The organism is Nocardioides sp. Soil_C_8 (assembly GCF_057656315.1).
This window is the reverse complement of the sequence record NZ_JBDGKQ010000001.1, coordinates 488,680-511,355: the sequence shown is the minus strand read 5'-3', so window position 1 is coordinate 511,355 and position 22,676 is coordinate 488,680. Positions and strand designations below refer to the sequence as shown.

Genomic DNA, 22,676 nt, shown 5'->3' with positions numbered 1-22,676 from the left:
TCCTCAGGACAAGCCTCGGGCGGGTGTTCCCCCTCTGTGGCGGACAACTAGGGTGGAGGCGTGACCGACACGCACTTCGACACCCTCGTCCTCGGCGCCGGCCCCGGTGGCTACGTCGCCGCGATCCGCGCCTCCCAGCTCGGCCAGAAGGTGGCCGTGGTGGAGGAGAAGTACTGGGGAGGTGTCTGCCTCAACGTCGGCTGCATCCCGTCGAAGGCCCTGCTCAAGAACGCCGAGCTGGCGCACACGCTCCAGCACGAGAAGGCGAAGTTCGGCATCGAGGGTGACGTCACGATGTCCTTCGGCCCGACCCACAAGCGCAGCCGCGACGTGAGCGCCGGCATCGTCAAGGGCGTCCACTTCCTGATGAAGAAGAACAAGATCACCGAGATCGACGGGTGGGGCACCCTCACCAGCGCGACCGGGATCGACGTCAAGGACAATGACGGCCAGACCACCGGCTACACCTTCGACAACCTGATCCTCGCCACCGGCGCCACCGTGCGCCTGGTGCCCGGCGTCGAGCTGAGCGACAACGTCGTCACCTACGAGGAGCAGATCCTCACCGACCAGCTGCCGGGCTCGATCGTCATCGGTGGCTCCGGCGCGATCGGCGTCGAGTTCGCCTACGTGATGGCCAACTTCGGCGTGGACGTCACGATCGTGGAGTTCCTCGACCGGATGGTCCCCACCGAGGACGCCGACATCTCGAAGGAGCTCCTCAAGCACTACAAGAAGCTCGGCGTGAAGGTCCTCACCTCGACCGCGGTGAAGAAGGTCGAGGACACCGGCTCGGGCGTCAAGGTCACCATCGCCCCCGCCGCGGGCGGCGACGATCAGGTCATCGAGGCCGACAAGTTCCTCGCCGCGTTCGGCTTCGCCCCGCGGGTCGAGGGCTTCGGCCTCGAGAACATCGGCGTCGCGGTCTCCGAGCGCGGCGCGATCGAGATCGACGACTACTGCCGCACCAACGTCGACAACGTCTACGCCATCGGCGACTGCACCGGGAAGATGATGCTCGCCCACGTCGCCGAGGCGATGGGCATCGTGGCCGCCGAGACGATCAACGGCGCCGAGACGATGCCGGTCGAGTACGACTTCGTGCCCCGCGCCACCTACTGCATGCCCCAGATCGGGTCGTTCGGCTACAGCGAGGCCCAGGCGAAGGAGAAGGGCTACGACGTCAAGACCGCGACGTTCCCCTTCACGGCCAACGGCAAGGCGATGGGCCTCGGCGAGGCCGTCGGCTTCGTCAAGGTCGTCGCCGACGCGGAGCACAACGAGATCATCGGCACCCACATGATCGGCCCCGACGTCACCGAGCTGCTGCCGGTGATGACGCTGGCCCAGAAGTGGGACCTGACCGCCGACGAGGTGGCCCGCAACGTCTTCGCGCACCCGACGCTCGGCGAGGCCGTCAAGGAGGCCGTCCACGGCATCGCCGGTCACATGATCAACCTGTGACGGGCCGGTCCCACATGCCTGATCACATCGTCATCATCGGCGGCGGCCCCGGCGGCTACGAGGCCGCCCACGTGGCGGCGCAGCTCGGGGCGCAGGTCACCATCGTCGACACCGACGGCGTCGGCGGCTCGGCGGTGCTCACCGACTGCGTGCCGAGCAAGACGCTGATCGCGACCGCCGAGCTGATGACCGACATGGCCACGGCGCGAGAGCTCGGGGTCAACTTCCACGACCACCAGGGCGACGCGGCGACGACGATCAGCGTCGACCTGGCGCGGGTCAACACCCGCGTCAAGCAGCTCGCGGCCGACCAGTCGACCGACATCGCGGCCCGCCTCGACCGCGACGGCGTACGCGTCCTCACCGGCCGCGGCCGCCTCGGGCCCGACCTCACCGTCGTCGCCACCACCGCCGAGGGCGAGGAGACCCTGCAGGCCGACGCGATCATCGTCGCGACGGGCGCGGCGCCCCGCACGCTGCCGAGCGCCCAGCCCGACGGCGAGCGGATCCTCACCTGGGAGCAGGTCTACGACCTCACCGAGGTGCCGGAGAAGCTCATCGTCGTCGGCTCGGGCGTCACCGGCGCGGAGTTCGCCAGCGCCTACCTCGCGCTCGGCATCGACGTGACGCTGGTCAGCAGCCGCGACCGGGTGCTGCCCGGCGAGGACGCCGACGCGTCGGCGGTGCTGGAGGACGTGGCCACCCGTCGCGGCATGAAGGTGCTCAGCCGGTCGCGCATGCAGTCGGTCACCCGCGAGGGCGACGAGGTGACGGTGACCCTCACCGACGGGCGCACCGTCACCGGCAGCCACTGCATCCTGGCGCTCGGTTCGGTGCCCAACACCACCGACCTCGGCCTCGAGGAGGCGGGCGTGGCCGTCGACGACGGCGGCTTCATCGCCGTCGACCGCGTCTCGCGCACCTCGGCCCGCGGGATCTACGCCGCGGGCGACTGCACGGGCGTGCTGATGCTGGCGTCGGTGGCCGCGATGCAGGGTCGGATCGCCATGTGGCACTTCCTCGGTGACGCGGTCGCCCCGCTGGACCTGAAGAAGGTCTCGTCCAACGTCTTCACCTCGCCCGAGATCGCCACCGTCGGGTGGTCGCAGCAGGCGGTCGACGCGGGCGACATCGTGGCCGAGGTCGTCACCCTCCCGCTGGCGGGCAACGCGCGCGCCAAGATGCAGGGCGTGCGTGACGGCTTCGTGAAGCTCTTCTGCCGCCCGGGCACCGGCATCGTGGTCGGGGGAGTGGTCGTCGGACCGCGCGCCTCCGAGCTGATCCACCCGGTGTCGGTCGCGGTCGCGGAGTCACTGACCGCGGACCAGCTCGCCCACGCGTTCACCGTCTACCCGTCGATGAGCGGCTCGGTCGCCGAGGCCGCGCGCCGCCTGCACCACGTCTGACCCCGGGTCCGCTGCCCACCCGCGCCTCGGGGCCCGGGCCGGGCTGGCACGCCCGGCACCACCACGTGCGGCGGTTGGCGGCGTCGCCCGCAACCTCCGCCTGGACGCTCACCGGTCCGCCGCAGCGGCGGCAGCCCTGCCGCTGGCGGCCGGTGACCCAGTGGTCGTCGCCCCTGGCCGGCGAGCCGGTGGTCACCTGGTAGGCGCCGGGCACGGTCGCCGAGTGCCGCAGCATCGTGGCGGCGCGCTCGACGAGGTGGGGCACGTCGACCTCGCCGATCGGCGTCCAGGGGCTCACACCGGTGAGGAAGGCGATCTCGTTGGCCCAGAGGTTGCCCAGGCCGGCCATCGACCGCTGGTCGAGCAGGGCGGTCACCAGCGGAACCGTCGGCGCTGCCAGCAGCCGGCGCACCGCCTCGTCGGCGTCCCAGTCGTCGCGGAGCGGGTCGGGACCGAGGTGGCCGACCAGGTCGGCCTCGCGGTCGGTGGGCACGAGGGCGAGGTCGTGCAGCCGGATGCCGTGGACCGTGCGGCCGTCGTCGAGCGCCCAGACGAGCCGCACGTGGGCCTGCAGGTGGGCGGGCAGCCGCTTGCCCGGCGCGAGGGTCGACCACGACCCGTCCATCCGCAGGTGGCTGTGGAGCGTGGCCGGCGGGGACTCCGTCGTGCCGGACAGCCGGGTGAGCAGGTGCTTGCCGTGGGTGTCGTGCCCGACGACCTCGCGGCCGGAGACGTCGCGGGTCGCCAACGTCGGCGTGCGGAAGTCGGAGCGCTCGACCGTGTGGCCGACGAGCTGGCGGTCCAGCCGGCGGGCGAGCTTCCACACGCTGTCTCCCTCGGGCACCCCTCCAGTGTCACAGGCGGGTGCGACAGTCCACCGGATCCGGCGGTCCGTGCCCGGGACGCCCGGGACGCCTGTAACCTCGTGAGCTCGTCGTTCGTTCTCGGGGGAGAGACCACATGATGACCCGTTCCCGCCTGCTGCCGGTCGCGCTCGCCGCGAGCGCGCTGCTGCTTCCTGTGCTGCCGACGTCCGCGGACGCCGCGTCGGCGGCCGAGCCGCGCCTGAAGGTAGAGACGTGGGCCGTCGCCGGCAGCAGCGCGATCACCATCACCGGTCACGGCTTCGGGCACGGGCACGGGATGTCCCAGTACGGCGCCCTGGGTGCCGCCCAGCAGGGCCTCACCTGGCAGCAGATCAACGAGTTCTACTACCCCGGCACCACCTGGGGAGCGGTCCGCGGCAAGGTCCGCGTGCTCATCACCGCCGACACCGGTCGCGACGTCCAGGTCAGGGCCGAGCGCGGCCTCAAGGTCAACCGGGTGGGACGCTCGCGCACCTGGCGGCTGCCGCTCAACGCGGCGCGGAAGTGGCGCCTCGTCGCCAAGGGCCGCGACACCGCCGTCCAGTGGACGCGGGGCGGCTCGTGGCGCACCTGGAAGAAGGTCACGGGCGAGGCCGAGCTCAGTGCTGCCGACGGCCGCCTGACCCTGGTGCTCCCCGGTGCCCGCCGCGACTACCGCGGCACCCTGCAGTCCGTCGCCGCGCGCCCGGGCGGCAAGCGCGAGACGGTCAACAAGGTCAGCATGGAGGCCTACCTGCGCGGAGTGGTGCCCCAGGAGGTCCCCGCGTTGTGGACCCCCGCGGCGGTCAGTGCCCAGTCCGTGGCGGCGCGCACCTACGCGGCGTTCGAGCGCTCACAGCCCGCTGCCGCGCACTACGACCTGTGCGACACCACGCAGTGCCAGGTCTACGGCGGTGCGGACGTCGAGCACCCCGCGGCCACGGCAGCCATCCGGGCCACCGCCGGGCAGGGCCTCTACTACGACGGGCGCCCGGCGTTCACCCAGTTCTCCGCCAGCAACGGCGGCTGGTCCTCGGCCGGGTCCATGCCCTACCTCGTCGCTCAGGCCGACCCCTACGACGGCCTGGCCAACCCGAGCTACTCCACCTGGACCACCACCATCGACGACACCCAGGTCGAGAAGCAGTGGCCCGGCATGGGCGACCTCACCGGCATCGAGGTCGTCACGCGCGACGGCAACGGCGAGTGGGGCGGACGCGTCACCGACATGGCGTTCGTGTTCACCGGTGGCCGGGTGCCCGTGAGCGGTGACGACGTCCGCTCCTTCCTCGGCCTCCGCTCCGACTGGTTCACGTTCAGCGTCATCCCGCGACAGAAGGGCCCCGCACGCCTGTGACCCGACGACTCCGGCTGGCGGCAGTGGTCGCCGCCCTCGTGCTCGCCGCGTCCGCGTGCGACTCCGGCCAGGCGGCCGGCGACCGCGACGTCGACCTGCCCGACCCCGTGGTCGACACCGAGGTGACCAGCCAGGTCGACTACGTCGCGATGGGCGACTCGTTCTCGGCGGGGCCGTTCATCGGCACCATGCGCACCGACCCGCAGGGCTGCGCGCGGTCCAAGGACAACTACCCGGCCTTCCTGGCCGACTGGCTCGACGTCGCCAGCTACACCGACGTGACCTGCTCGGCCGCCACGACGCGAGACCTCTACGCGCCCATGGTGATGTTCGACGGCAACACCACCGGGCCGCAGGTCGACGCGCTGTCCCGCGAGACCGACCTCGTCACCCTCGGCATCGGCGGCAACGACTTCGGCATCTACGACTCGCTCATCCAGTGCCAGCGCGGGCCGACGGCCGTCTGCCCGGTCGACCAGCTGCGCGCCGACACCGGCAAGGTCGCCGGCCGGGTCGAGGAAGCCGTGCGGCGCATCGCGAGGGCCGCGCCAGACGCCGACGTCTACGTCGTCGGCTACCCCGACATCCTCCCCACCGAGGGCACCTGCCGTGCCGTGGGCGTGCCCGCCGAGGTGCTCGCCCCGGTGGCCGATGTCGCCGGCCTGCTCAACGCCTCGATCCGCCGCGGCGCGCGGGCGGCAGGGGCGTCGTACGTCGACATGGCGGCGGTCTCCGATGGCCACGACGTCTGCGCCAAGGGCCGGGCGTGGGTCAACGGCCCGCGGTTCCGCGCGGGTGTCGCGGCGCCGTTCCACCCGAAGATCAACGGCATGCGAGCCGTGGCCACCGAGGTGTTCCGGCAGGTGACGGGGGAGGACCCCGACGTCACGGAGTACGCCGAGCCCGACCCGGACGTGGTCGTGCTCAACGAGGGCTGATCACCAGCACCAGGTCGCCACCCTCGACGGCCTGCGTGGCGGGCACCGCGAGCCGGTCGACCGTTCCCGCGACCGGCGCGGTGATGGAGGCCTCCATCTTCATCGCCTCGATCGTCGCGACGGTCTGGCCGGCCTCGACGCTGTCGCCGGCGGCGACGGTGACCGTCACCGCGCCGTCGTACGGCGCCGCGACGTGGCCGTTGTTGGCCGGGTCGGCCTTCTCGGCCGACGCCACCTCGGCGGAGACGTTGCGGTCGCGCACCTGCACGGGTCGCAGCTGGCCGTCGACGGTGGCCATCACGGTCCGGATGCCGCGCTCGTCGGGGTCGCTGATCGCCTCGAGGCCGAAGAGCATCTCCCTGCCCTCGCGGACGCGGACGCGGTGCTCCTCACCACGGCGGAGGCCGTAGAGGTAGTCGATCGTCGAGACGCCCGCGAGGTCGCCGTACGTGTCGCGCGACTCGTGGAAGGCCTTGGTCGGGCCGGGGAAGAGCAGCTCGTTGAGCGTCGCCCTGCGGTCGGTCTCGAGCGCGGACTGCTGGTCGGTGGTGAGGGTCTCGACCGGTCGCTTCCAGGTGCGGCCGGCCAGCGCCTTGGTGCGGAACGGCTCGGGCCAGCCGCCCGGAGGGTCGCCGAGCTCGCCGTTGAGGAAGCCGATGACGGAGTCCGGGACGTCGTACGACGCCGGGTCGGCCTCGAAGTCGGCCGGGTCGGCGCCGGCCGCGACCAGCGCGAGGGCGAGGTCGCCGACGACCTTGGACGACGGGGTCACCTTGACGACGTTGCCGAGGATGTCGTTGGCGGCGGCGTACATGTCCTCGACCTGCTCGAACTTCTCGCCGAGGCCGAGCGCGATCGCCTGCTGGCGCAGGTTGGAGAGCTGGCCGCCGGGGATCTCGTGGCGGTAGACGCGGCCGGTCGGCGCGGGCAGGCCGGACTCGAACGGCGCGTAGACGCGGCGCACGGCCTCCCAGTAGGGCTCCATGGCGTTGACCGCGGCCAGCGAGAGCCCGGTCTCGCGCTCGGAGTGGTCGGTCGCCGACACGAGCGCGGACAGCGCCGGCTGCGAGGTGCCGCCGGCCATCGAGGCCGAGGCGGCGTCGACGGCGTCGACGCCTGCGTCGATGGCCGCGAGCAGCGTGGCGAGCTGGCCGCCCGGGGTGTCGTGGGTGTGGAGGTGGACGGGCACGTCGAAGCGCTCGCGCAGCGCCGTCACGAGCGTGCGTGCGGCCGGGGCGCGGAGCAGGCCGGCCATGTCCTTGATCGCCAGCACGTGGGCGCCGGCCTCGACGATCTGGTCCGCGAGGCGCAGGTAGTAGTCGAGGGTGTAGAGCCGCTCCTCCGGCGAGGACAGGTCGCCGGTGTAGCAGAGCGCGACCTCGGCGACCGAGCTGCCCGTGGCGCGGACGGCATCGATCGCGGGACGCATCTGCGAGACGTCGTTGAGGGCGTCGAAGATGCGGAAGACGTCGATGCCGGTCTCGGCCGCCTCCTGGACGAAGGCCTCGGTGACCTCGGTCGGGTACGGCGTGTAGCCCACCGTGTTGCGCCCGCGCAGCAGCATCTGCAGCCCGATGTTGGGGATCGCCTCGCGCAGGGCGGCGAGCCGCTCCCACGGGTCCTCGTTGAGGAAGCGGAGCGCGACGTCGTACGTCGCCCCGCCCCAGCACTCGACCGACCACAGCTGCGGCGTGGTGCGGGCGACGTGGTCGGCCACCGCGAGGAGGTCACGGGTGCGGACCCGGGTGGCGAGCAGTGACTGGTGGGCGTCGCGGAACGTCGTGTCGGTGACGGCGACGTCCTTCTGGGCGCGCAGGCGGCGGGCGAACTCCTCGGGGCCGACCTGGCGCAGCAGCTGGCGGGTGCCGGCGGGCACGGGCTGCGCGCGGTCGAGCTGGGGGAGCTTGCTGACCGGGGCGACGGTGACCGGGGCGGCACCGTGGGGCTGGTTGACGGTCACGTCGGCGAGGAACTCGAGCAGGCGGGTGGCGCGGTCGCCGCCGACCTGGGCCTTGAGCAGCTGCGGGTGGTCCTCGATGAAGGACGTCGTGACGCCGCCCGCGACGAAGTCGGGGTCGGCCAGCACGGCCTGCAGGAAGCCGACGTTGGTCGAGAGGCCGCGGATGCGGAACTCCAGCAGCGCGCGGCGGGCCTTCTGCACGGCGGCCTCGAAGGTGCGGCCGCGACAGGTGAGCTTGGCGAGCATCGAGTCGAAGTGGGGGCTGATCTCGGCGCCGGTGTAGGTGGTGCCGCCGTCGAGGCGTACGCCGGGACCACCGGGCGAGCGGTACATCGTGATCTTGCCGGTGTCGGGCCGGAAGCCGTTGGCCGGGTCTTCGGTGGTGATCCGGCACTGGAGCGCGAAGCCGCGCGGACGCACCGCGTCCTGGGTGAGCTCGAGGTCGGCCAGCGTGGCGCCGGCCGCGATGAGCATCTGCGACTGCACGAGGTCGACGCCGGTGACCTCCTCGGTCACGGTGTGCTCGACCTGGATGCGGGGGTTCATCTCGATGAACACGTACTTGCCGCTCGGGTCGAGGAGGAACTCGACCGTGCCGGCGTTCTTGTAGCCGATCTCGCGGGCGAAGCGGACGGCGTCCGCGCAGATGCGGTCGCGCAGCTCGGGGTCGAGGTTCGGCGCGGGGGCGATCTCGACGACCTTCTGGTGGCGGCGCTGGACCGAGCAGTCGCGCTCGTAGAGGTGGATCACGCCGGCATCGGGCCCACCGGCTGTGCCGTCGGAGAGGATCTGCACCTCGATGTGGCGCGGGTCGACGACGGCCTGCTCGATGAAGACGGTCGGGTCGCCGAAGGCGCCCTCGGCCTCGCGCATGCAGGTCTCGATCGCCTCGCGGAGGTCCGCACGGTCGTCGACGCGGCGCATGCCGCGGCCGCCGCCGCCGGCGACCGCTTTCACGAACAGCGGTGCCTCGATCTCCTCGGCGGCCGCGAGGAGCTCCTCCACGTCGGTCGAGGGAGGCACGGACTCCAGCACGGGCACGCCGGCTGCCTTGGCCGCCGCGATCGCGCGCGCCTTGTTGCCGGTGAGGGTGAGCACCTCGGCGCTCGGGCCGATGAAGGTGATGCCGTTGGCGGCGCACGCCTCGGCGAGCGCGGGGTTCTCCGAGAGGAAGCCGTAGCCGGGGTAGATCGCGTCGGCGCCGCACTCGACCGCGACCTTCACGATCGCCTCCGGGTCGAGGTAGGCGCGGACCGGGTGGCCCTCCTCGCCGATCTGGTAGGCCTCCTCGGCCTTCATCCGGTGCTCGGACCCGCGGTCCTCGTGGGGGAACACGGCGACCGTGCGCGCGCCGATCTCACGCGCGGCACGGAAGGCCCGGACTGCGATCTCGCCACGGTTGGCGACGAGCACCTTGGAGAACATGGGCGCACGCTATCGAGTGACGGGTGTGACCTGGGTTACCCGTCCGTACCCCGGGCGGTCCGCCACCACGCCACCGTCCGGGCCAGGCCGTCGACGAGGTGGGTCGCCGCGAGGCCCAGCCGCTCCTCGCTGGCGGCCGAGTCCATCACGAAGGGCTCCGCGAACATGTAGCCGGTCTCGGCCATCTCCTTCACCTGCCGGGAGACCAGGCCGAGCGCGCTGAGCACGGGCACCGGGATCGACGACACCTTCGGTGCAGGTACGCCGCCCGCGTCCGCGACCATCGCGACGAGCTGGCGCTGGGTGACCGGCGGCGCGGTGGGCGCGTGCAGGAACGAGTTCCACAGCTCCGGGCGGCCCGCGGCCGTGACCATCGCGGCCGCCAGGTCGGGGACGTAGGTGAAGGAGTGCGGCTGGTCGGGGCTGCCGACCACGCGCATGGTGCGCCCGGCCAGGACCGTCGGCACCATCCGCTCGCCGGCGTGGGCGTTGCGCACCAGCGGGCCGTAGAAGTCAGAGGCGGCCACGCTGACCGTCGGCGTGGGCGAGGCGTCGCGCTGGGCGAGGAGCTCGGTGCGGACGCCCAGCTTGCCGGTGCTCGCGGTCCGCGGCGTCGACTCGGTCATCACGCCGTCGACCGGGCCGTAGGAGTACAGGCTCTCGGGGAAGACGACGACGGCGCCGACCCGGCCGGCGGCCTCGAGCACCACGCGCTCGGCCTGCGGCAGCTCGGCGCGCCAGGCGCGGACGTCGTACGCCGACCCGTGGACGCAGTGGTGGACGGCGACGGCGCCGTCGAGGGCGGCCTCGAGCGCGTCCGGGCGGGAGACGTCGACGCGACGGCGGTCGATGAGCGGGTGCTCCGGGCCGCTGCCCGAGCGGGTCAGCAGGCGGACCTGCCCGCCCGACTCGGCGAGCTGCTGGGCGACGGTCGTGCCGACGGGACCGGCTCCGGTGACGACGTGGACGGTGCTCATGGTGGCGCTCCTGGCTTCCGTAAAGAGAGAGCGGTGCTCTCGTTTCGACCATCATGGCTCGCGCGCGACCTCAATGCAAGAGCACTGCTCTCTTTCGCCACACATGCTCGCCGACGTGGCATGCTGGGCGGATGCCGAAGACCTCTCCCCGTGCCCGGGCCCGCGAGCAGACGATGCGAGACATCGTCCGGATCGGCCGCGAGCACCTCGCGTCGGAGGGTGCGGCGGCCCTGTCGTTGCGCGCGGTGGCGCGCGAGCTCGGCCTGGTCTCGTCGGCGGTCTACCGCTACGTCGCCAGTCGCGACGAGCTGCTCACCCTGCTGGTGGTCGACGGCTACGACGAGCTCGGCGACGCCGTGGACGCGGCGCTGGCGAAGGTGGACCGGTCCGACCACGTCGGGCGGATGGTGGCCATCGGCCGCGCCGTCCGGGCCTGGGGACTCGCCGAGCCGGCGACGTACGCCCTGCTCTTCGGCAGCCCCGTCCCCGGCTACGAGGCGCCTGCCGAGCAGACCACCGGGCCGGGCACCCGCGTCGTCGTACGCCTCGTCGAGGTCTGGGAGGACGCGTGGCAGGCGGGGGAGATCACGGTCGCCGAGGAGTCCGTCTCCCCGCGACGGCTGTCCCGCGACCTGGCCCGGATCCGCAAGCAGATGGGGCTCGCCGTGCCCGAGCGGCTGGTCGCCCGAGGGCTGTTCGCCTGGGCCGCGCTCTTCGGGTGCGTCACGTGGGAGGTCTTCGGGCAGTACGGCTCGGCGACCTTCGCCGACCCCGGTGACCTCTTCGAGCACCACCTCGACGCGTTGGTCGAGGCGGTCGGGCTCGCGCCGTCCTGAGTCAGCGCGCGAGCGCCCGACCGACGGCGCGGCCGGAGAAGATGCAGCCGCCGAGGAACGTCCCTTCCAGCGCGTTGTAGCCGTGCACCCCGCCGCCGCCGAAGCCGGCGACCTCACCAGCGGCGTAGAGGCCCGGGACCCGGGTGCCGTCGGCGGCCACGCACTGGCCGTCGAGGTCGGTCTCGAGGCCGCCGAGCGTCTTGCGGGAGAGGATGTTGAGGCGTACGGCGATCAGCGGGCCGTTCGCGGGGTCGAGGATCTTGTGCGGCTTCGCGACGCGGATCAGCTTGTCGGTGCGGCTGCGGCGGGCGTTGTGGATCGCCATCACCTGGACGTCCTTGGAGAACGTGTTGTCCATCTCGCGGTCGCGGGCGGCGATCTGGCGCTCGAGGTCGTCGACGTCGAGCTGCGGGCCGCGGGCGAGTCCGTTCATCCCCTCGACCAGCGCGGCCAGGTCGTCGGCCACGACGAAGTCGACGCCGTGCTCCTTGAACGCCTCGACGGGTCCCGGCGCGCCCTTCGCGAGGCGGCTCTGGGCGAGGAACCTGAGGTCCTTGCCGGTGATGTCGGGGTTCTGCTCCGAGCCGGAGAGGGCGAACTCCTTCTCGATGATCGACTGGGTGAGGACGAACCACGAGTAGTCGTGGCCCGCGGCGAGGATCTGCTTCATCGCGCCGATCGAGTCGGCGCCGGGCACGCCCGACATGCCCTCGAGCCGCCTGCCGGTCGCGTCGAACCACATCGACGACGGGCCGGGCAGGATCCGGATGGCGTGGTCGGGCCAGACCGGGTCCCAGTTGTGGATCCCCTCGACGTAGGCCCACATCCGGTCCTTGTTGACCATCGTGGCGCCGGCGGTCTCGGCGATGCCCTGCATCCGTCCGTCGACGTGGGCTGGCACGCCCGAGATGAGGTGCTCGGGCGCCGCGCCGACGCGCTCGGTGGGCCAGTTGCGTCGCATCAGCTCGTGGTTGTGGCCGATGCCGCCGGAGGTGACGACGACGGCGGCGGCCCGGTGCTCGAAGGTCCCCGCCGCGTCGCGGCTGGACCGCACGCCGCGCGCGCTGTCGTCGTCGACGAGCACGGTGCCGCGCACGCCCACGACGGCGCCGTCCTCGACGACGAGCTCGTCCACCTGGTGACGGAACGCGAGGCGTACGCGCCCGTCCGCCTCCGCACGCTCCACCGGCTCGGCGAAGATCCGCACCACCTCGGGGCCGGTGCCCCACGTCAGGTGGAAGCGCGGCACCGAGTTGCCGTGACCGGTGGCGCGGCCGTCGCCACGCTCGGCCCACCCGACGAAGGGGAGCGAGCGGAGGCCGAGGGCGCGCAGGTAGTCGCGCTTCTCGCGGTGCGCGAAGTCGACGTACGCCCGGGCCCACTGCTGCGGCCAGTGGTCCTCGCCGCGTCCGGGGCCGTCGGTGCCGTCGCCGAGGCGGTCGAACTGGGCCGAGCCCTGCCAGTCCTGCCACGCCAGCTCGGGGGAGTCCTTGATGCCCATCCGCCGCTGCTCGGGGCTGTCGACGAACAGCAGGCCACCGAGCGACCACCAGGCCTGGCCGCCCAGGTTGTGGCGGTTCTCCTGGTCGAGCACGAGCACGCGCTTGCCGGCGAGGGCCAGCTCGTGGGTCGCGACCAGTCCGGCGAGGCCGGCGCCGACCACGATGACGTCGGGGATGAAGTCGGTGCTCGACTCGGTGCTCATGGTGATTCCTCGGGGTAGTGGCTGACGATCATCCCGGCGAGCAGGCGCAGGGCGCGCTCGACGGTGCGGCCGGGGGCGGCGGCGGGGTCGGGGTCGAGGGCCGAGAAGGCGAGGCCGTCGAGCATGTTGACCACGATGCTGAGCACGGCCGGGAGGTCGTCGGGCGAGAGCCGGTCGCGCCACAGGTCGGCGGCGACGTCGAGCATCTGCGCGTGCAGCAGCTCGCGCGCCGGCAGCAGGGCCTCGCGCAGGCCGGCGTCGGCGCGGGCGGCGACGAGGAGCTCGCGCCAGGTCTGGTTGGTGGGGGAGAGCACCGCCGCGCGCAGGTGGGTCAGCACGTCGGCGACGTCGTCGACGGTGCCGACCGCTGCCCCGTCGGTCGTGTCGCGGAACGCCGCGACGTTGCGCGTCGCGACGAGCTCTGCTGTCGCGACCAGCAGCGCCTGCCGGGTCGGGAAGTGACGGAAGAGCGCGCCCTGGCTGACGCCTGCCTCCGCGCAGACCGCGGCGGTCGAGGTGGCGGCGTACCCCCGCTCGGTCAGGCACGTCACCGTCGCCTCGAGCAGCGCGCCGATGGTGCCCTCACGGCGCTGCGCCTGCGTACGGCGCTGGACGGGGGTGGCGGTCATGACCGCCAGTGTGACATAAAAAGTGGGTGCTTGCTATCTAACTACGTGGCCGCACCCGGATAGCCGGGGACACCACGGCAGGTCCGTCGGTCCGCGCGACCAGGCGGTAGCGGACCGGCGCCCGCTGGGGGGCGTCGACGAGGAAACGCACCCGGCCCGACGGCGAGAAGCGTTTGGTGGCCACGGTGCGCCACCCACGGTCGGTACGCCGCTGGAGGAGCGCCCGCGCACCCGCCGCCCACGCCCCGGAGCGGCCCGACAGTCGGACGTCGCGCCGGTCGACAGGCGTCGCCTGCAGCGAGACAGCGCGCGCGGTCGTGGACGACGTCGGGCCGGGCTGTGTCGTGGGACCGGGTGTCGGAGCGGGAGCGGTCGGCGTGGCCGTCGGCGAGGGGGTGGTGGTCGGGCTCGTCGTCGGCGGGGGCGTGGTCGGCGGCGGTGCTGGCGTGGTGGCCGGGATGGTGACCGTCCGGACGGGGCTGAGGTTGCCCGACGTGTCCTCGCTGAAGACCGTCAGCGTGTAGGGCAACCACGTCGGGAAGCCGGTCACGACGGTCGAGGTGCGCCGGCCGTCGTACACGAGCCGGCCCTCGGTCACAGCGGAGGTGCCGCTGGCGCCCAGGATGACGGTGTCGACCCAGTCGGCATCGGTGGGGTTGGTCCACGACAGCGCCACGGAGGCACCCGCCGGTCCGGCGGTCAGGTTCGTCACCGGGCCGGGCGCGGTGGTGTCCGGGACGGGAGCGTTCGGGTCCACGGCGCGCCACGACAGCTCCCCGCGAAGCGCGGGTGTCGCGAACTCGCAGTGCTGCTCGAAAGAGATCCGGAACGACGTGAGCGAACCGTTGTCGTACGCCGCCTCGTGGACGGTGAACTGCCCCCCGAGCTCGTTGCACCCGCGTCCGTTGCCGCTGATGTCGAGACCGGCGTTGCCGGAGTTGAAGGGGTACCGCGTGGCGCCGGTGTACGTCTTGCCGGGAAGCAGGATCTGCCCCTGCGGTGCCTGGAAGTTGGCGTACCACCAGTCACCTGCGTGGGTGACGCGCATGAACGCGTAGGTCTCCGTCCCGTACCCGCTGAGGCGGGCGCCGGACTGCGGGGTGTAGTCGTAGCTGCGGTTGCCCCCGACCCAGTCGCCGGTCTCGCCCTTCATGTGCCACTCGGTCCGTCCGCTGGTGCCGATCGCGGACAGGCTGATCTCGCGGAAGCTCCCCCGGCTGTCGGAGATCTCGATCAGGCCGAGGCGCATGCCGGGCCTGCTGGCCGTCCACCCGACGTGGACCGTGCAGCTCGCGCCGGGCGCGAGCGAGGCCGAGCAGCCGTTGCTGATGATGCTGTAGTCGGCGGCACCCGCCTTGATCGTGCTGGTGACCGTGGTGGCCGCGACGCCGTTGTTGGTCACGCGGATCGGGACGGGACGCACAGGGACGCCCGGGTACTCGGACGGGAAGGCGAGGATGCCGGCCTCGACGCCGAGCGGCTCGGAGGCCTCTCCGTAACCGAGCCGGATCTCCCCGAAGACCGCCGGGTCGCCGCCCTCGCAGTGCTGCTCGTAGACGAGCCAGAGCCGGCCGGGCGCGAGGTCGAGGAGGGTGAAGAAGCCCGTCGACGTGTTGCAGCCGCGGCCGTCGCCGGACACGTCGATCCCCGGCTCGCCGGGATCCTGGAACGGGTACCGGGTGGCGCCCGGGTAGCGGGCAGGCGTGAGGGCGTGTCCGGCGGGGGCCGCGAAGTCGAAGGTGAAGGGGCCGGCCGAGACGTGCGCGGTGGTCTCGCTGACCCAGTACGAGATGTTGCTGCGGTAGGTGCGCGCGATGCCCTGCCCGATGTAGTCGCCGGACTCGCTGACCATCGTGACGTAGCCGCTGGCCGTGTCGGCGGCCGCGGGGGTGGAGCCGCCGGTGACCAGCACCGGGAGCGCTGCCCCCACGAGCGCGAGGATGGCCAGCTGGATGCTGCGACGTACCGACATGGTGGCCCCACCCGTCTGTCGGCGCCGGCCGCCGACCGTGGCGTCAGGCTAGGCCTGACGCGAGGGCGTGTCACCAGTCCCCAGGGGTGGGGCGATCAGTCCTTGATCTCGCAGATCACGGCGCCGTTGGTGACGGTGGCGCCGACCTCGGCCTGGAGGCCGGTGACGGTGCCCGCGCGGTGGGCCTTGAGGGGCTGCTCCATCTTCATCGCCTCCATGACGACGATGGTGTCGCCCTCGGCGACCTGCTGCCCCTCCTCGACGACGACCTTGACGATCGTGCCCTGCATGGGGGAGGTGACGGCGTCGCCGGAGGCGGCCGCGCCGGCCTTCTTCGCCGAGCGCTTGGCCTTCTTCGCGCCACCTGCGCCACCCGCGCCGCCTGCGGACAGCCCGCCGAGCCCGGCGGGCAGCACAACCTCGAGCCGGCGGCCGCCGACCTCGACGGTGACCTTCTGGCGCTCGCCCTGCTCCTCGGCCTCGCCGGCCTCACCGGCGTACGGCTGGATCTGGTTGTCGAACTCGGTCTCGATCCACTGCGTGTAGACGGTGAACTCGCCCTCGCCGGACGGCGTGGAGGAGCCGACGTAGGCCGGGTCGGAGACGACCGCGCGGTGGAACGGGATGACGGTGGGCATGCCGTCGACGACGAACTCGTCGAGGGCACGCCGCGAGCGCTCGAGCGCCTGGGTGCGGTCGCGGCCGGTGACGATGAGCTTGGCGATGAGGGAGTCGAACGAGCCGGGGATCGTCTCGCCCTGGTCGTAGCCGCCATCCACGCGCACACCGGGGCCGGCCGGCGGGTGCCAGCGGGTGAGGGTGCCGGGAGCGGGCATGAAGTTGCGGCCGCCGTCCTCGGCGTTGATGCGGTACTCGATGGAGTGGCCGCGGATCTCGGGGTCGTCGTAGCCGAGCTCCTCGCCGGCGGCGATGCGGAACATCTCGCGGACGAGATCGATGCCGGTGACTTCCTCGGAGACGCAGTGCTCGACCTGCAGGCGGGTGTTGACCTCGAGGAACGAGATGGTGCCGTCCTGGGCGACGAGGAACTCGCAGGTGCCGGCACCGTAGTAGCCGGCCTCCTTGAGGATCCGCTTGGACGACTCGTAGAGCTCGTCGAGCTGCTCCTGGCTCAGGAACGGTGCGGGGGCCTCCTCGACGAGCTTCTGGTTGCGGCGCTGCAGCGAGCAGTCGCGCGTCGAGACGACGACGACGTTGCCGTGCTGGTCGGCGAGGCACTGGGTCTCGACGTGGCGCGGCTTGTCGAGGAACTTCTCGACCAGGCACTCGCCGCGACCGAAGGCGGTGACCGCCTCGCGGACCGCGGAGTCGTAGGCGTCGGGGATCTCCTCGAGGGTGCGGGCGACCTTGAGGCCGCGGCCGCCGCCGCCGAAGACGGCCTTGATCGCGACCGGCAGGCCGTTGGCCTTGGCGAACTCGACGACCTCGTCGGCGTCGGCGACCGGGTCCTTGGTGCCGGGCGCGAGCGGGGCGTTGGCACGGTCGGCGATGTGCTTGGCCTTGGCCTTGTCGCCGAGGGCCTCGATCGCGGCGGGCGGGGGGCCGATCCAGATCAGCCCGGCGTCGATGACGGCCTGGGCGAAGTCGGCGTTCTCGGCGAGGAAGCCGTAGCCGGGGTGGACCGAGTCCGCGCCGGTCTTCTCGGCGACCGCGATGATCTTGGCGATGTCGAGGTACGACTCGGCCGGGGTGGCGCCGCCCAGGGAGTGGGCCTCGTCGGCGAGGCGGACGAAGAGCGCGTCGCGGTCCGGGTCGGCGTACACCGCGACCGACCCGATGCCGGCGTCCTTGCAGGCGCGGATGACGCGGACGGCGATCTCGCCGCGGTTGGCGATGAGGACCTTCTTCAAGCTCACGCGAGGACTCCTGACGGTGACTCTGGTCGGGGCGGTACGGCGGCCGGGCGGCGTACCGCTCGGCAGGCTACCGCGACCCGAGCACCGCGCGACCGACCGCTTGGTGCACGGGTCGCACGACGTGCGCGTAGGCGATGCCCACTGTGAGCGACGCCACAAGCGCGAGCCACTGGTGACCTGCGTCCTCGAGCGCCGGGTAGACCTGCCAGTGCGTCAGGTAGATGAACAGGCTCGCCGTCGCCAGCACCCCCGCGACGCGCGCGACGAGTGGCGGGAGCGGCACGTGCGGACGCCACAGGAGCAGGAGGAAGCCGCTCACGACGATGACCTCCCGGTGCACCTCGCCGAAGAAGCCGACGACCAGCAGGAGGGCCAGGGCGGAGACGAGCAGGCGCTGCCGGGTGGTCGTGGCGCCGGCGCCGGCCCAGCCGAGGGCGAAGAAGAACGCCACCACGAGCGTGGTGTAGCGCTCGGTCGGTCCCGCGCGCAGGCCGACCTCGGCGACGCGGGCCACGGTCGCCAGGGCCAGCACGCCGAGCGCGAAGCGGAACGGCGTACGACGCTCGAGCCGGTGCAGCACCGGCAGCGTGGTCGCGGCGAGCGCGGCGGCTGTGAGCCACACGAGCGACTCGAGGAACCACAGCTGCCACTGGTCGTCCCACTCCGAGCCGTTGACCACCTCGCGGACGAACAGGACGGTGGTGAGGTCGTAGCTGCCAAGCACGAGCGCGACACCGCCGACCCACAGCACCGCCGGGACGGCGAGCTGCGCCAGGCCGGCGAGGCCGTGCCGCAGCCGGTCGCGGGCGCCGCCGGGTGCGGAGAGCTGGAAGCGGGCGAAGTTGAAGCCGGCCACCGCCAGGAGCAGGTGGGCGCCACCCTCGAGGGCGACGAGGTCCACGTGACTGGCGACGATGAAGACGATCGCGAGCGCCCGCAGTGCGACGGACGTGTCGAGGTACGTCGTGCGGCGCGGCGGGCGGCCGGACCTCGCGGCGTCGGCCGACCCACCTGGGACCGGCTCGGCGCCGGCGGCTGCCGCGAGGCGCTCGAGGTCGCCGATGCTGCGCACGTGCCACCCGGTGGGCAGCCCCTGCGGGAAGTGGTCGGCGAGCCGGGTCGCGAGCTCGACGTAGGACAGCGAGTCGCCGCCGAGCGAGACGAACGAGTCGGTGTCGGTGGCGTCGGGGCGGCCGAGCACGCGGACGACGTCGGTGCGGACGGTGCGGGCGCGGCGGTCGGACGGGGCTGTCGTGCCCTCTTCCTGCTCGACCTGCTTGGCCAGCTCGCCGAGTGCGGCGTAGTCGGGCTTGCCGCTGCTCGTGAGCGGCACCTGCGGCACGACGGTGACCCGCACCGCGTGCGGGGGTACGCCGCAGCGGTCGGCGAGGAGGGTGCGCGCAGCGGCGCTGCGGCGCCCGTTGGTGACGAAGGCGTGGACGGCGCGGCCGGTGGCGACGACCCGGGCGTGGCGGTCGACGTCGGCGCGCAGGCTCCGCTCGACAGTATCGAGGTCGATGCGCAGGCCGAAGACCTTGCCCCAGCGGTTGCGTCGCCCGACCACCTCGAAGAGACCGTCGCGCTCGCGGGCGAGGTCGCCGGTGCGCAGCTCGGTCGTCACGCGCGGGAGGGCGAGGTCGGCCGGTTCCTCGGCATAGCCGAGCATGACGTTGGGGCCGCTGTAGACGAGCTCGCCTACGCCGGGGCGCTCGTCCACCGACTCGTCGAGGCGGAGGTGGCCGCCGGGGATCGCGAGGCCGATGGTGTCGGGGTGCTGCTCGGCGAGGCCCGGCGGCAGCCACGCCATCCGGGCCGTGGCCTCGGTGGCGCCGTACATCACCACGAGGTCCCAGCCGCGGCTCCGGCCGAAGCGGCTCCAGCGACGTACGTCCTCGGGCGCGAGCCGGCCGCCGGCCTGGGTGACCGTCCGCAGCGTCGGCAGGTCGCGGTCCTCGAAGCCGCTCGCGGCGAGCAGGTCGAAGGTGTGCGGCACGCCGGCGAGGCCCGTGACGCCGGTGCGCTCGAAGAGGTCCCAGAAGCACGTGTCGACGACGCTCAGGTCGGTCAGCACCACGCTCGCCCCCGCCGCGAGGTGGGAGTGCAGCACGGACAGGCCGTAGCAGTAGTGCAGCGGCAGGGTCGTCACCGCGCGGTCGGTGGGGGTGAGCGCGAGGTAGTCGGCGATGGCCGCCGCGTTGCTGGCGACGTTGTCGCGCGAGAGCCGGACGAGCTTGGGCGAGCCGGTGGTGCCGGACGTGCTGAGGAGGAGCGCGAGGTCGGGGTGCAGGTCGTGCGCGCTCGTGCGGCGGCGTACGACGTCGCCGGCTCCGGCCGTGCAGACCAGGTCCGGGTCGTAGGCGGCGATGGTCGCGTCGCGCTGGGCGGGCCGGCCGTCCGGGACGACGAGGGCGACGTGGCCGTGCTGGAGGGCGGCGAGGTAGGCGACGAGCGAGTCGAGGTCGTTGGCGCCCTCGACCAGCACGAGGCGGCGGGCGGGTCCCCAGGTGGCCGCACGGTCCGCGACCCTCCTGGCCAGGTCGGCGTGGGTGAGGACCTCGTCGCCGGCCAGCACGGCGGGCGCGGCGCCGAAGCGGGCGTGGTCGAGGACCGGGCCCGGCGCCCGCTGCAGGCCCGGGTCGAGCGCGGGCTGGGGCGAGATGAGGGTCACGGCGTGCCCGCCGGGTGGTAGGCCCGGACCAGTCCGGTGACGCGCAGGTGGACCGTGTCACCGGCGACGGGGTGCCGCACGCCGGCCATCCGCGCGAGCACCGACGTGCCGTCGTCGAGGCTGACCTGCACGGCGCAGTCGTGGCCGTAGTAGCTGACCTCCTCGACGGTGCCCCGGACCCCGATGACGTTGTCGCCCTCGTCGTGGGCGAGGTCGACGAACACCTGCTCGGGGCGGATCATCAGCGCGACCGGGCCGGTGGCCGGCTCGGTCAGCACGACCTCGCCCAGCGCGCACGTCGCGCGGGCGTTGGTGGCGGTGCCGGGCAGCACGACGGCGCGGCCGACGAACTCGGCGACCTGCGGGTCGGTGGGGGAGAGGTAGACCTCGCTCGGCGTCGCCGACTGCACGAGCCGGCCGGCGCGCATCACGGCGACCTGGTCGGCGAGCGAGAGCGCCTCGTTCTGGTCGTGCGTGACGAGCAGGGCGGTGGTGTTCGTCGCCTCGAGCGCGCGGCGCACGGCCCGCGCCGTGCTGCCGCGCAGGCTGGCGTCGAGGGAGGAGAACGGCTCGTCGAGGAGCACGACCGCGGGCTGGGGCGCGAGCGAGCGGGCCAGCGCGACGCGCTGCTGCTGGCCGCCCGACAGCTCGTCGGGACGGCGCTCGCGGAAGTCGGCAGGCAGCTCGACGAGGTCGAGCATCTCGGCCACGCGGTCGCGACCCTCCTGGCTCCCGCGGGCGTCGCGCGGCAGGCCGAACGAGATGTTGGCGGCGACGTCGAGGTGGGGGAAGAGCGCGCCCTCCTGGGGGACGTAGCCGACCCGCCGCGCCTGCGGGGCCACGGGTCGTACGCCCTCGCCCGCGACGGTGGTGTCGCCGAAGGCGATGCGGCCCGCCTCGGGGACCAGGAAGCCGGCGATGAGCCGCAGCAGGGTCGTCTTGCCGCAGCCAGACGGGCCGAGGACGGTGGTGAACGAGCCGTGCGGCACGTGGAGGGTCACGTCGTCGACGGCGCGGGTCGCGGTCGGTCCGGAGCCGAAGGACTTCGTGACGCCGGTGATGGTGAGCGAGCTCATGCCGGGACCCTCTCTGTCCGGGTGGCGGGGCTGTCGGAGCGCATCAGCAGCACGGTGGCGGGGATCGAGACGAGCACCAGCAGCAGCGCGTAGGGGGCGGCGGCGCCGTAGCGGAGCTCGGAGGAGGCGGACCAGAACTCGGTGGCCAGCGTGTGGGTGCCGATGGGGGAGAGCATGAGGGTCGCGGTGAGCTCGGTGGAGATCGCGAGGAAGACCAGGGCGGCGCCCGCGCCGAGGCTCGGCGCGATGAGCGGCAGGGTCACCCGGCGCGCGGTCTCGAGCGGGCCGGTGCCGAGGCTGTGGGCGACGTCGTCGAGGACGGTGGGCGCCTGCTCCAGCCCCGCGCGGACGGTGACCACGGCCCGCGGCAGGAAGAGGATGACGTACGCCGCCACGAGCAGCGCGGCGGTCTGGTAGATCGCGGGCACGAGGCGCAGCGACGCGACGACGAGGGCGAGGCCGACGACGATGCCGGGCAGCGCGTTGGCGATGTAGGTGCTGCGCTCGATGACGGTGCTCGCCCAGCCGCGGTGGCGAACGGCCAGCCACACGACCGGGATCGCGGCGAGCGTCGTGGCGACGGCGCCGGCGACGGCGAGGGCGACCGTCGCGACGAGCGCCTCGACCAGCTCGGCCACCGGGAACTCGGTCGACGTGCCGACAGCCAGCCAGCGCACCAGCGAGAACGCGGGGATGCCGAGCGCGAGCACCACCACGGTGCCGACGACGCCGAGGAGCGGCCAGCGCCACCGCCCGAGGGCGAGGGGTACGGCGCTGCGGGCGGCGCCGCGGCCCAGCCGGGCGTACCTCCGGTTGCCCCGCAGCCGCAGCTCGGCGAGCAGCAGCACCAGGCAGAGCATCACCAGCACGACGGCCATCGCGGTGGCGGCGGCGCCGTTGAAGGTGGAGCCGTACTGGTCGTAGATGGCGGTCGTGAAGGTCGGGAAGCGCAGCAGCGACAGCGCGCCGAACTCGGCCAGCAGGTGCAGCCCGACGAGCAGCGCACCGCCGAGGAGGGCGGGGCGCAGCTGCGGGAGGACGACCGTGCGAAAGGTGCGCGCGCGGGAGTGGCCGAGCGACCAGGCCGACTCCTCCAGTGCCGGGTCGAGGCGGCGCAGCATCGCGACGACCGGGAGGTAGACCAGCGGGTAGTAGGACAGCGTGACGACGGTGAAGGCGCCGGTGAACCCGTGGATGCTGCGGTCGAGCGAGACCCAGGCGTAGCCGTTGACGAACGCGGGGACGGCGAGCGGCGCGACGAGCAGGCCGTGCCACAGCCGACGTCCCGGCAGGTCCGTGCGCTCGACGAGGAAGCCGAGCGAGACGCCGAGCGCGGCGGTCGCGACCATGCACGCGATCGCCAGCGTGACGGTGTTGCTCAGCAGCTCGGCGATGCGCGGGCGGGCCAGCAGGTGCCACAGGTCGACGGGGCCGATGATGACGACGTACGACGCCACGTAGACGAGCGGCACCAGCGCGAGGAGCGCGACCGCCGCCCCCGCGACGAGCAGCGGCCGCGGTGCACGACGCCCGGTCCGGGC

General features: G+C 73.0%; 15 protein-coding genes. 5 read left to right on the top strand and 10 right to left on the bottom strand.

What is annotated here, in order from left to right; all coding sequences use genetic code 11:
• Window positions 1-60: 60 nt before the first annotated feature.
• Both lpdA and AC3A3L_RS02550 read left to right on the top strand, forming a co-directional pair.
• Entirely contained in the window at window positions 61-1,464 is a 1,404-nt protein-coding gene (gene lpdA, locus AC3A3L_RS02555; protein WP_487638468.1) for a dihydrolipoyl dehydrogenase, read from the top strand.
• A 14-nt stretch (window positions 1,465-1,478) separates the two neighbouring features.
• Window positions 1,479-2,870, top strand: coding sequence for an NAD(P)H-quinone dehydrogenase (locus AC3A3L_RS02550; RefSeq protein WP_487638467.1), 1,392 nt, complete (start codon window positions 1,479-1,481; stop codon window positions 2,868-2,870).
• Here AC3A3L_RS02550 and AC3A3L_RS02545 read toward each other — a convergent pair.
• Entirely contained in the window at window positions 2,806-3,714 is a 909-nt protein-coding gene (locus AC3A3L_RS02545) for a DNA-formamidopyrimidine glycosylase family protein (protein WP_487638466.1), read from the bottom strand. The two genes, AC3A3L_RS02550 and AC3A3L_RS02545, sit on opposite strands and share 65 nt — an antisense overlap.
• Before the next feature lie 116 nt (window positions 3,715-3,830).
• Here AC3A3L_RS02545 and AC3A3L_RS02540 point away from each other — a divergent pair, with 116 nt between their 5' ends.
• The gene (locus AC3A3L_RS02540; protein WP_487638465.1) at window positions 3,831-5,072 is read left to right on the top strand and encodes a SpoIID/LytB domain-containing protein; all 1,242 of its coding nucleotides are present in this window, start codon (window positions 3,831-3,833) and stop codon (window positions 5,070-5,072) included.
• Window positions 5,069-6,010 (top strand): SGNH/GDSL hydrolase family protein, encoded by a 942-nt coding sequence (locus tag AC3A3L_RS02535; RefSeq protein WP_487638464.1) that lies wholly within the window; start codon window positions 5,069-5,071, stop codon window positions 6,008-6,010. Before AC3A3L_RS02540 ends, AC3A3L_RS02535 begins: the two co-directional genes overlap by 4 nt.
• Here the strand turns inward: AC3A3L_RS02535 and AC3A3L_RS02530 are convergent.
• Together AC3A3L_RS02530 and AC3A3L_RS02525 are read right to left on the bottom strand one after the other, a co-directional pair.
• Window positions 5,997-9,395, bottom strand: a complete 3,399-nt coding sequence (locus tag AC3A3L_RS02530) for a pyruvate carboxylase (RefSeq protein WP_487638463.1) — start codon at window positions 9,393-9,395, stop codon at window positions 5,997-5,999. The two genes, AC3A3L_RS02535 and AC3A3L_RS02530, sit on opposite strands and share 14 nt — an antisense overlap.
• 35 nt (window positions 9,396-9,430) lie before the next feature.
• The gene (locus AC3A3L_RS02525) at window positions 9,431-10,372 is read right to left on the bottom strand and encodes an NAD-dependent epimerase/dehydratase family protein (RefSeq protein ID WP_487638462.1); all 942 of its coding nucleotides are present in this window, start codon (window positions 10,370-10,372) and stop codon (window positions 9,431-9,433) included.
• A gap of 131 nt (window positions 10,373-10,503) precedes the next feature.
• On the opposite strand from AC3A3L_RS02525, the gene AC3A3L_RS02520 reads away from it, so the two are divergent.
• A complete protein-coding gene (locus AC3A3L_RS02520) occupies window positions 10,504-11,208 on the top strand; it encodes a TetR/AcrR family transcriptional regulator (protein ID WP_487638461.1) in 705 nt (234 codons plus the stop codon).
• Window position 11,209: 1 nt separating this feature from the next.
• Here AC3A3L_RS02520 and AC3A3L_RS02515 read toward each other — a convergent pair whose 3' ends face one another.
• From AC3A3L_RS02515 to AC3A3L_RS02485, 7 genes are all read right to left on the bottom strand, one after another.
• A complete protein-coding gene (locus AC3A3L_RS02515) occupies window positions 11,210-12,913 on the bottom strand; it encodes an FAD-binding dehydrogenase (RefSeq protein WP_487638460.1) in 1,704 nt (567 codons plus the stop codon).
• On the bottom strand, window positions 12,910-13,542 hold the full coding sequence (locus AC3A3L_RS02510; RefSeq protein ID WP_487638459.1) for a TetR/AcrR family transcriptional regulator: 633 nt from the start codon (window positions 13,540-13,542) through the stop codon (window positions 12,910-12,912). Before AC3A3L_RS02510 ends, AC3A3L_RS02515 begins: the two co-directional genes overlap by 4 nt.
• Window positions 13,543-13,579: 37 nt before the next feature.
• Window positions 13,580-15,514, bottom strand: a complete 1,935-nt coding sequence (locus AC3A3L_RS02505; protein WP_487638458.1) for a hypothetical protein — start codon at window positions 15,512-15,514, stop codon at window positions 13,580-13,582.
• 95 nt (window positions 15,515-15,609) lie between these two features.
• Window positions 15,610-17,391, bottom strand: a complete 1,782-nt coding sequence (locus tag AC3A3L_RS02500) for an acetyl/propionyl/methylcrotonyl-CoA carboxylase subunit alpha (RefSeq protein ID WP_487638457.1) — start codon at window positions 17,389-17,391, stop codon at window positions 15,610-15,612.
• A 67-nt stretch (window positions 17,392-17,458) separates the two neighbouring features.
• Window positions 17,459-20,059, bottom strand: coding sequence for an AMP-binding protein (locus AC3A3L_RS02495; RefSeq protein WP_487638456.1), 2,601 nt, complete (start codon window positions 20,057-20,059; stop codon window positions 17,459-17,461).
• Window positions 20,056-21,135, bottom strand: a complete 1,080-nt coding sequence (locus AC3A3L_RS02490; RefSeq protein WP_487638455.1) for an ABC transporter ATP-binding protein — start codon at window positions 21,133-21,135, stop codon at window positions 20,056-20,058. Before AC3A3L_RS02490 ends, AC3A3L_RS02495 begins: the two co-directional genes overlap by 4 nt.
• Complete coding sequence (locus tag AC3A3L_RS02485) at window positions 21,132-22,607, bottom strand: ABC transporter permease (protein ID WP_487638454.1); 1,476 nt, start codon at window positions 22,605-22,607, stop codon at window positions 21,132-21,134. Before AC3A3L_RS02485 ends, AC3A3L_RS02490 begins: the two co-directional genes overlap by 4 nt.
• Between the last annotated feature and the right edge of the window lie 69 nt (window positions 22,608-22,676).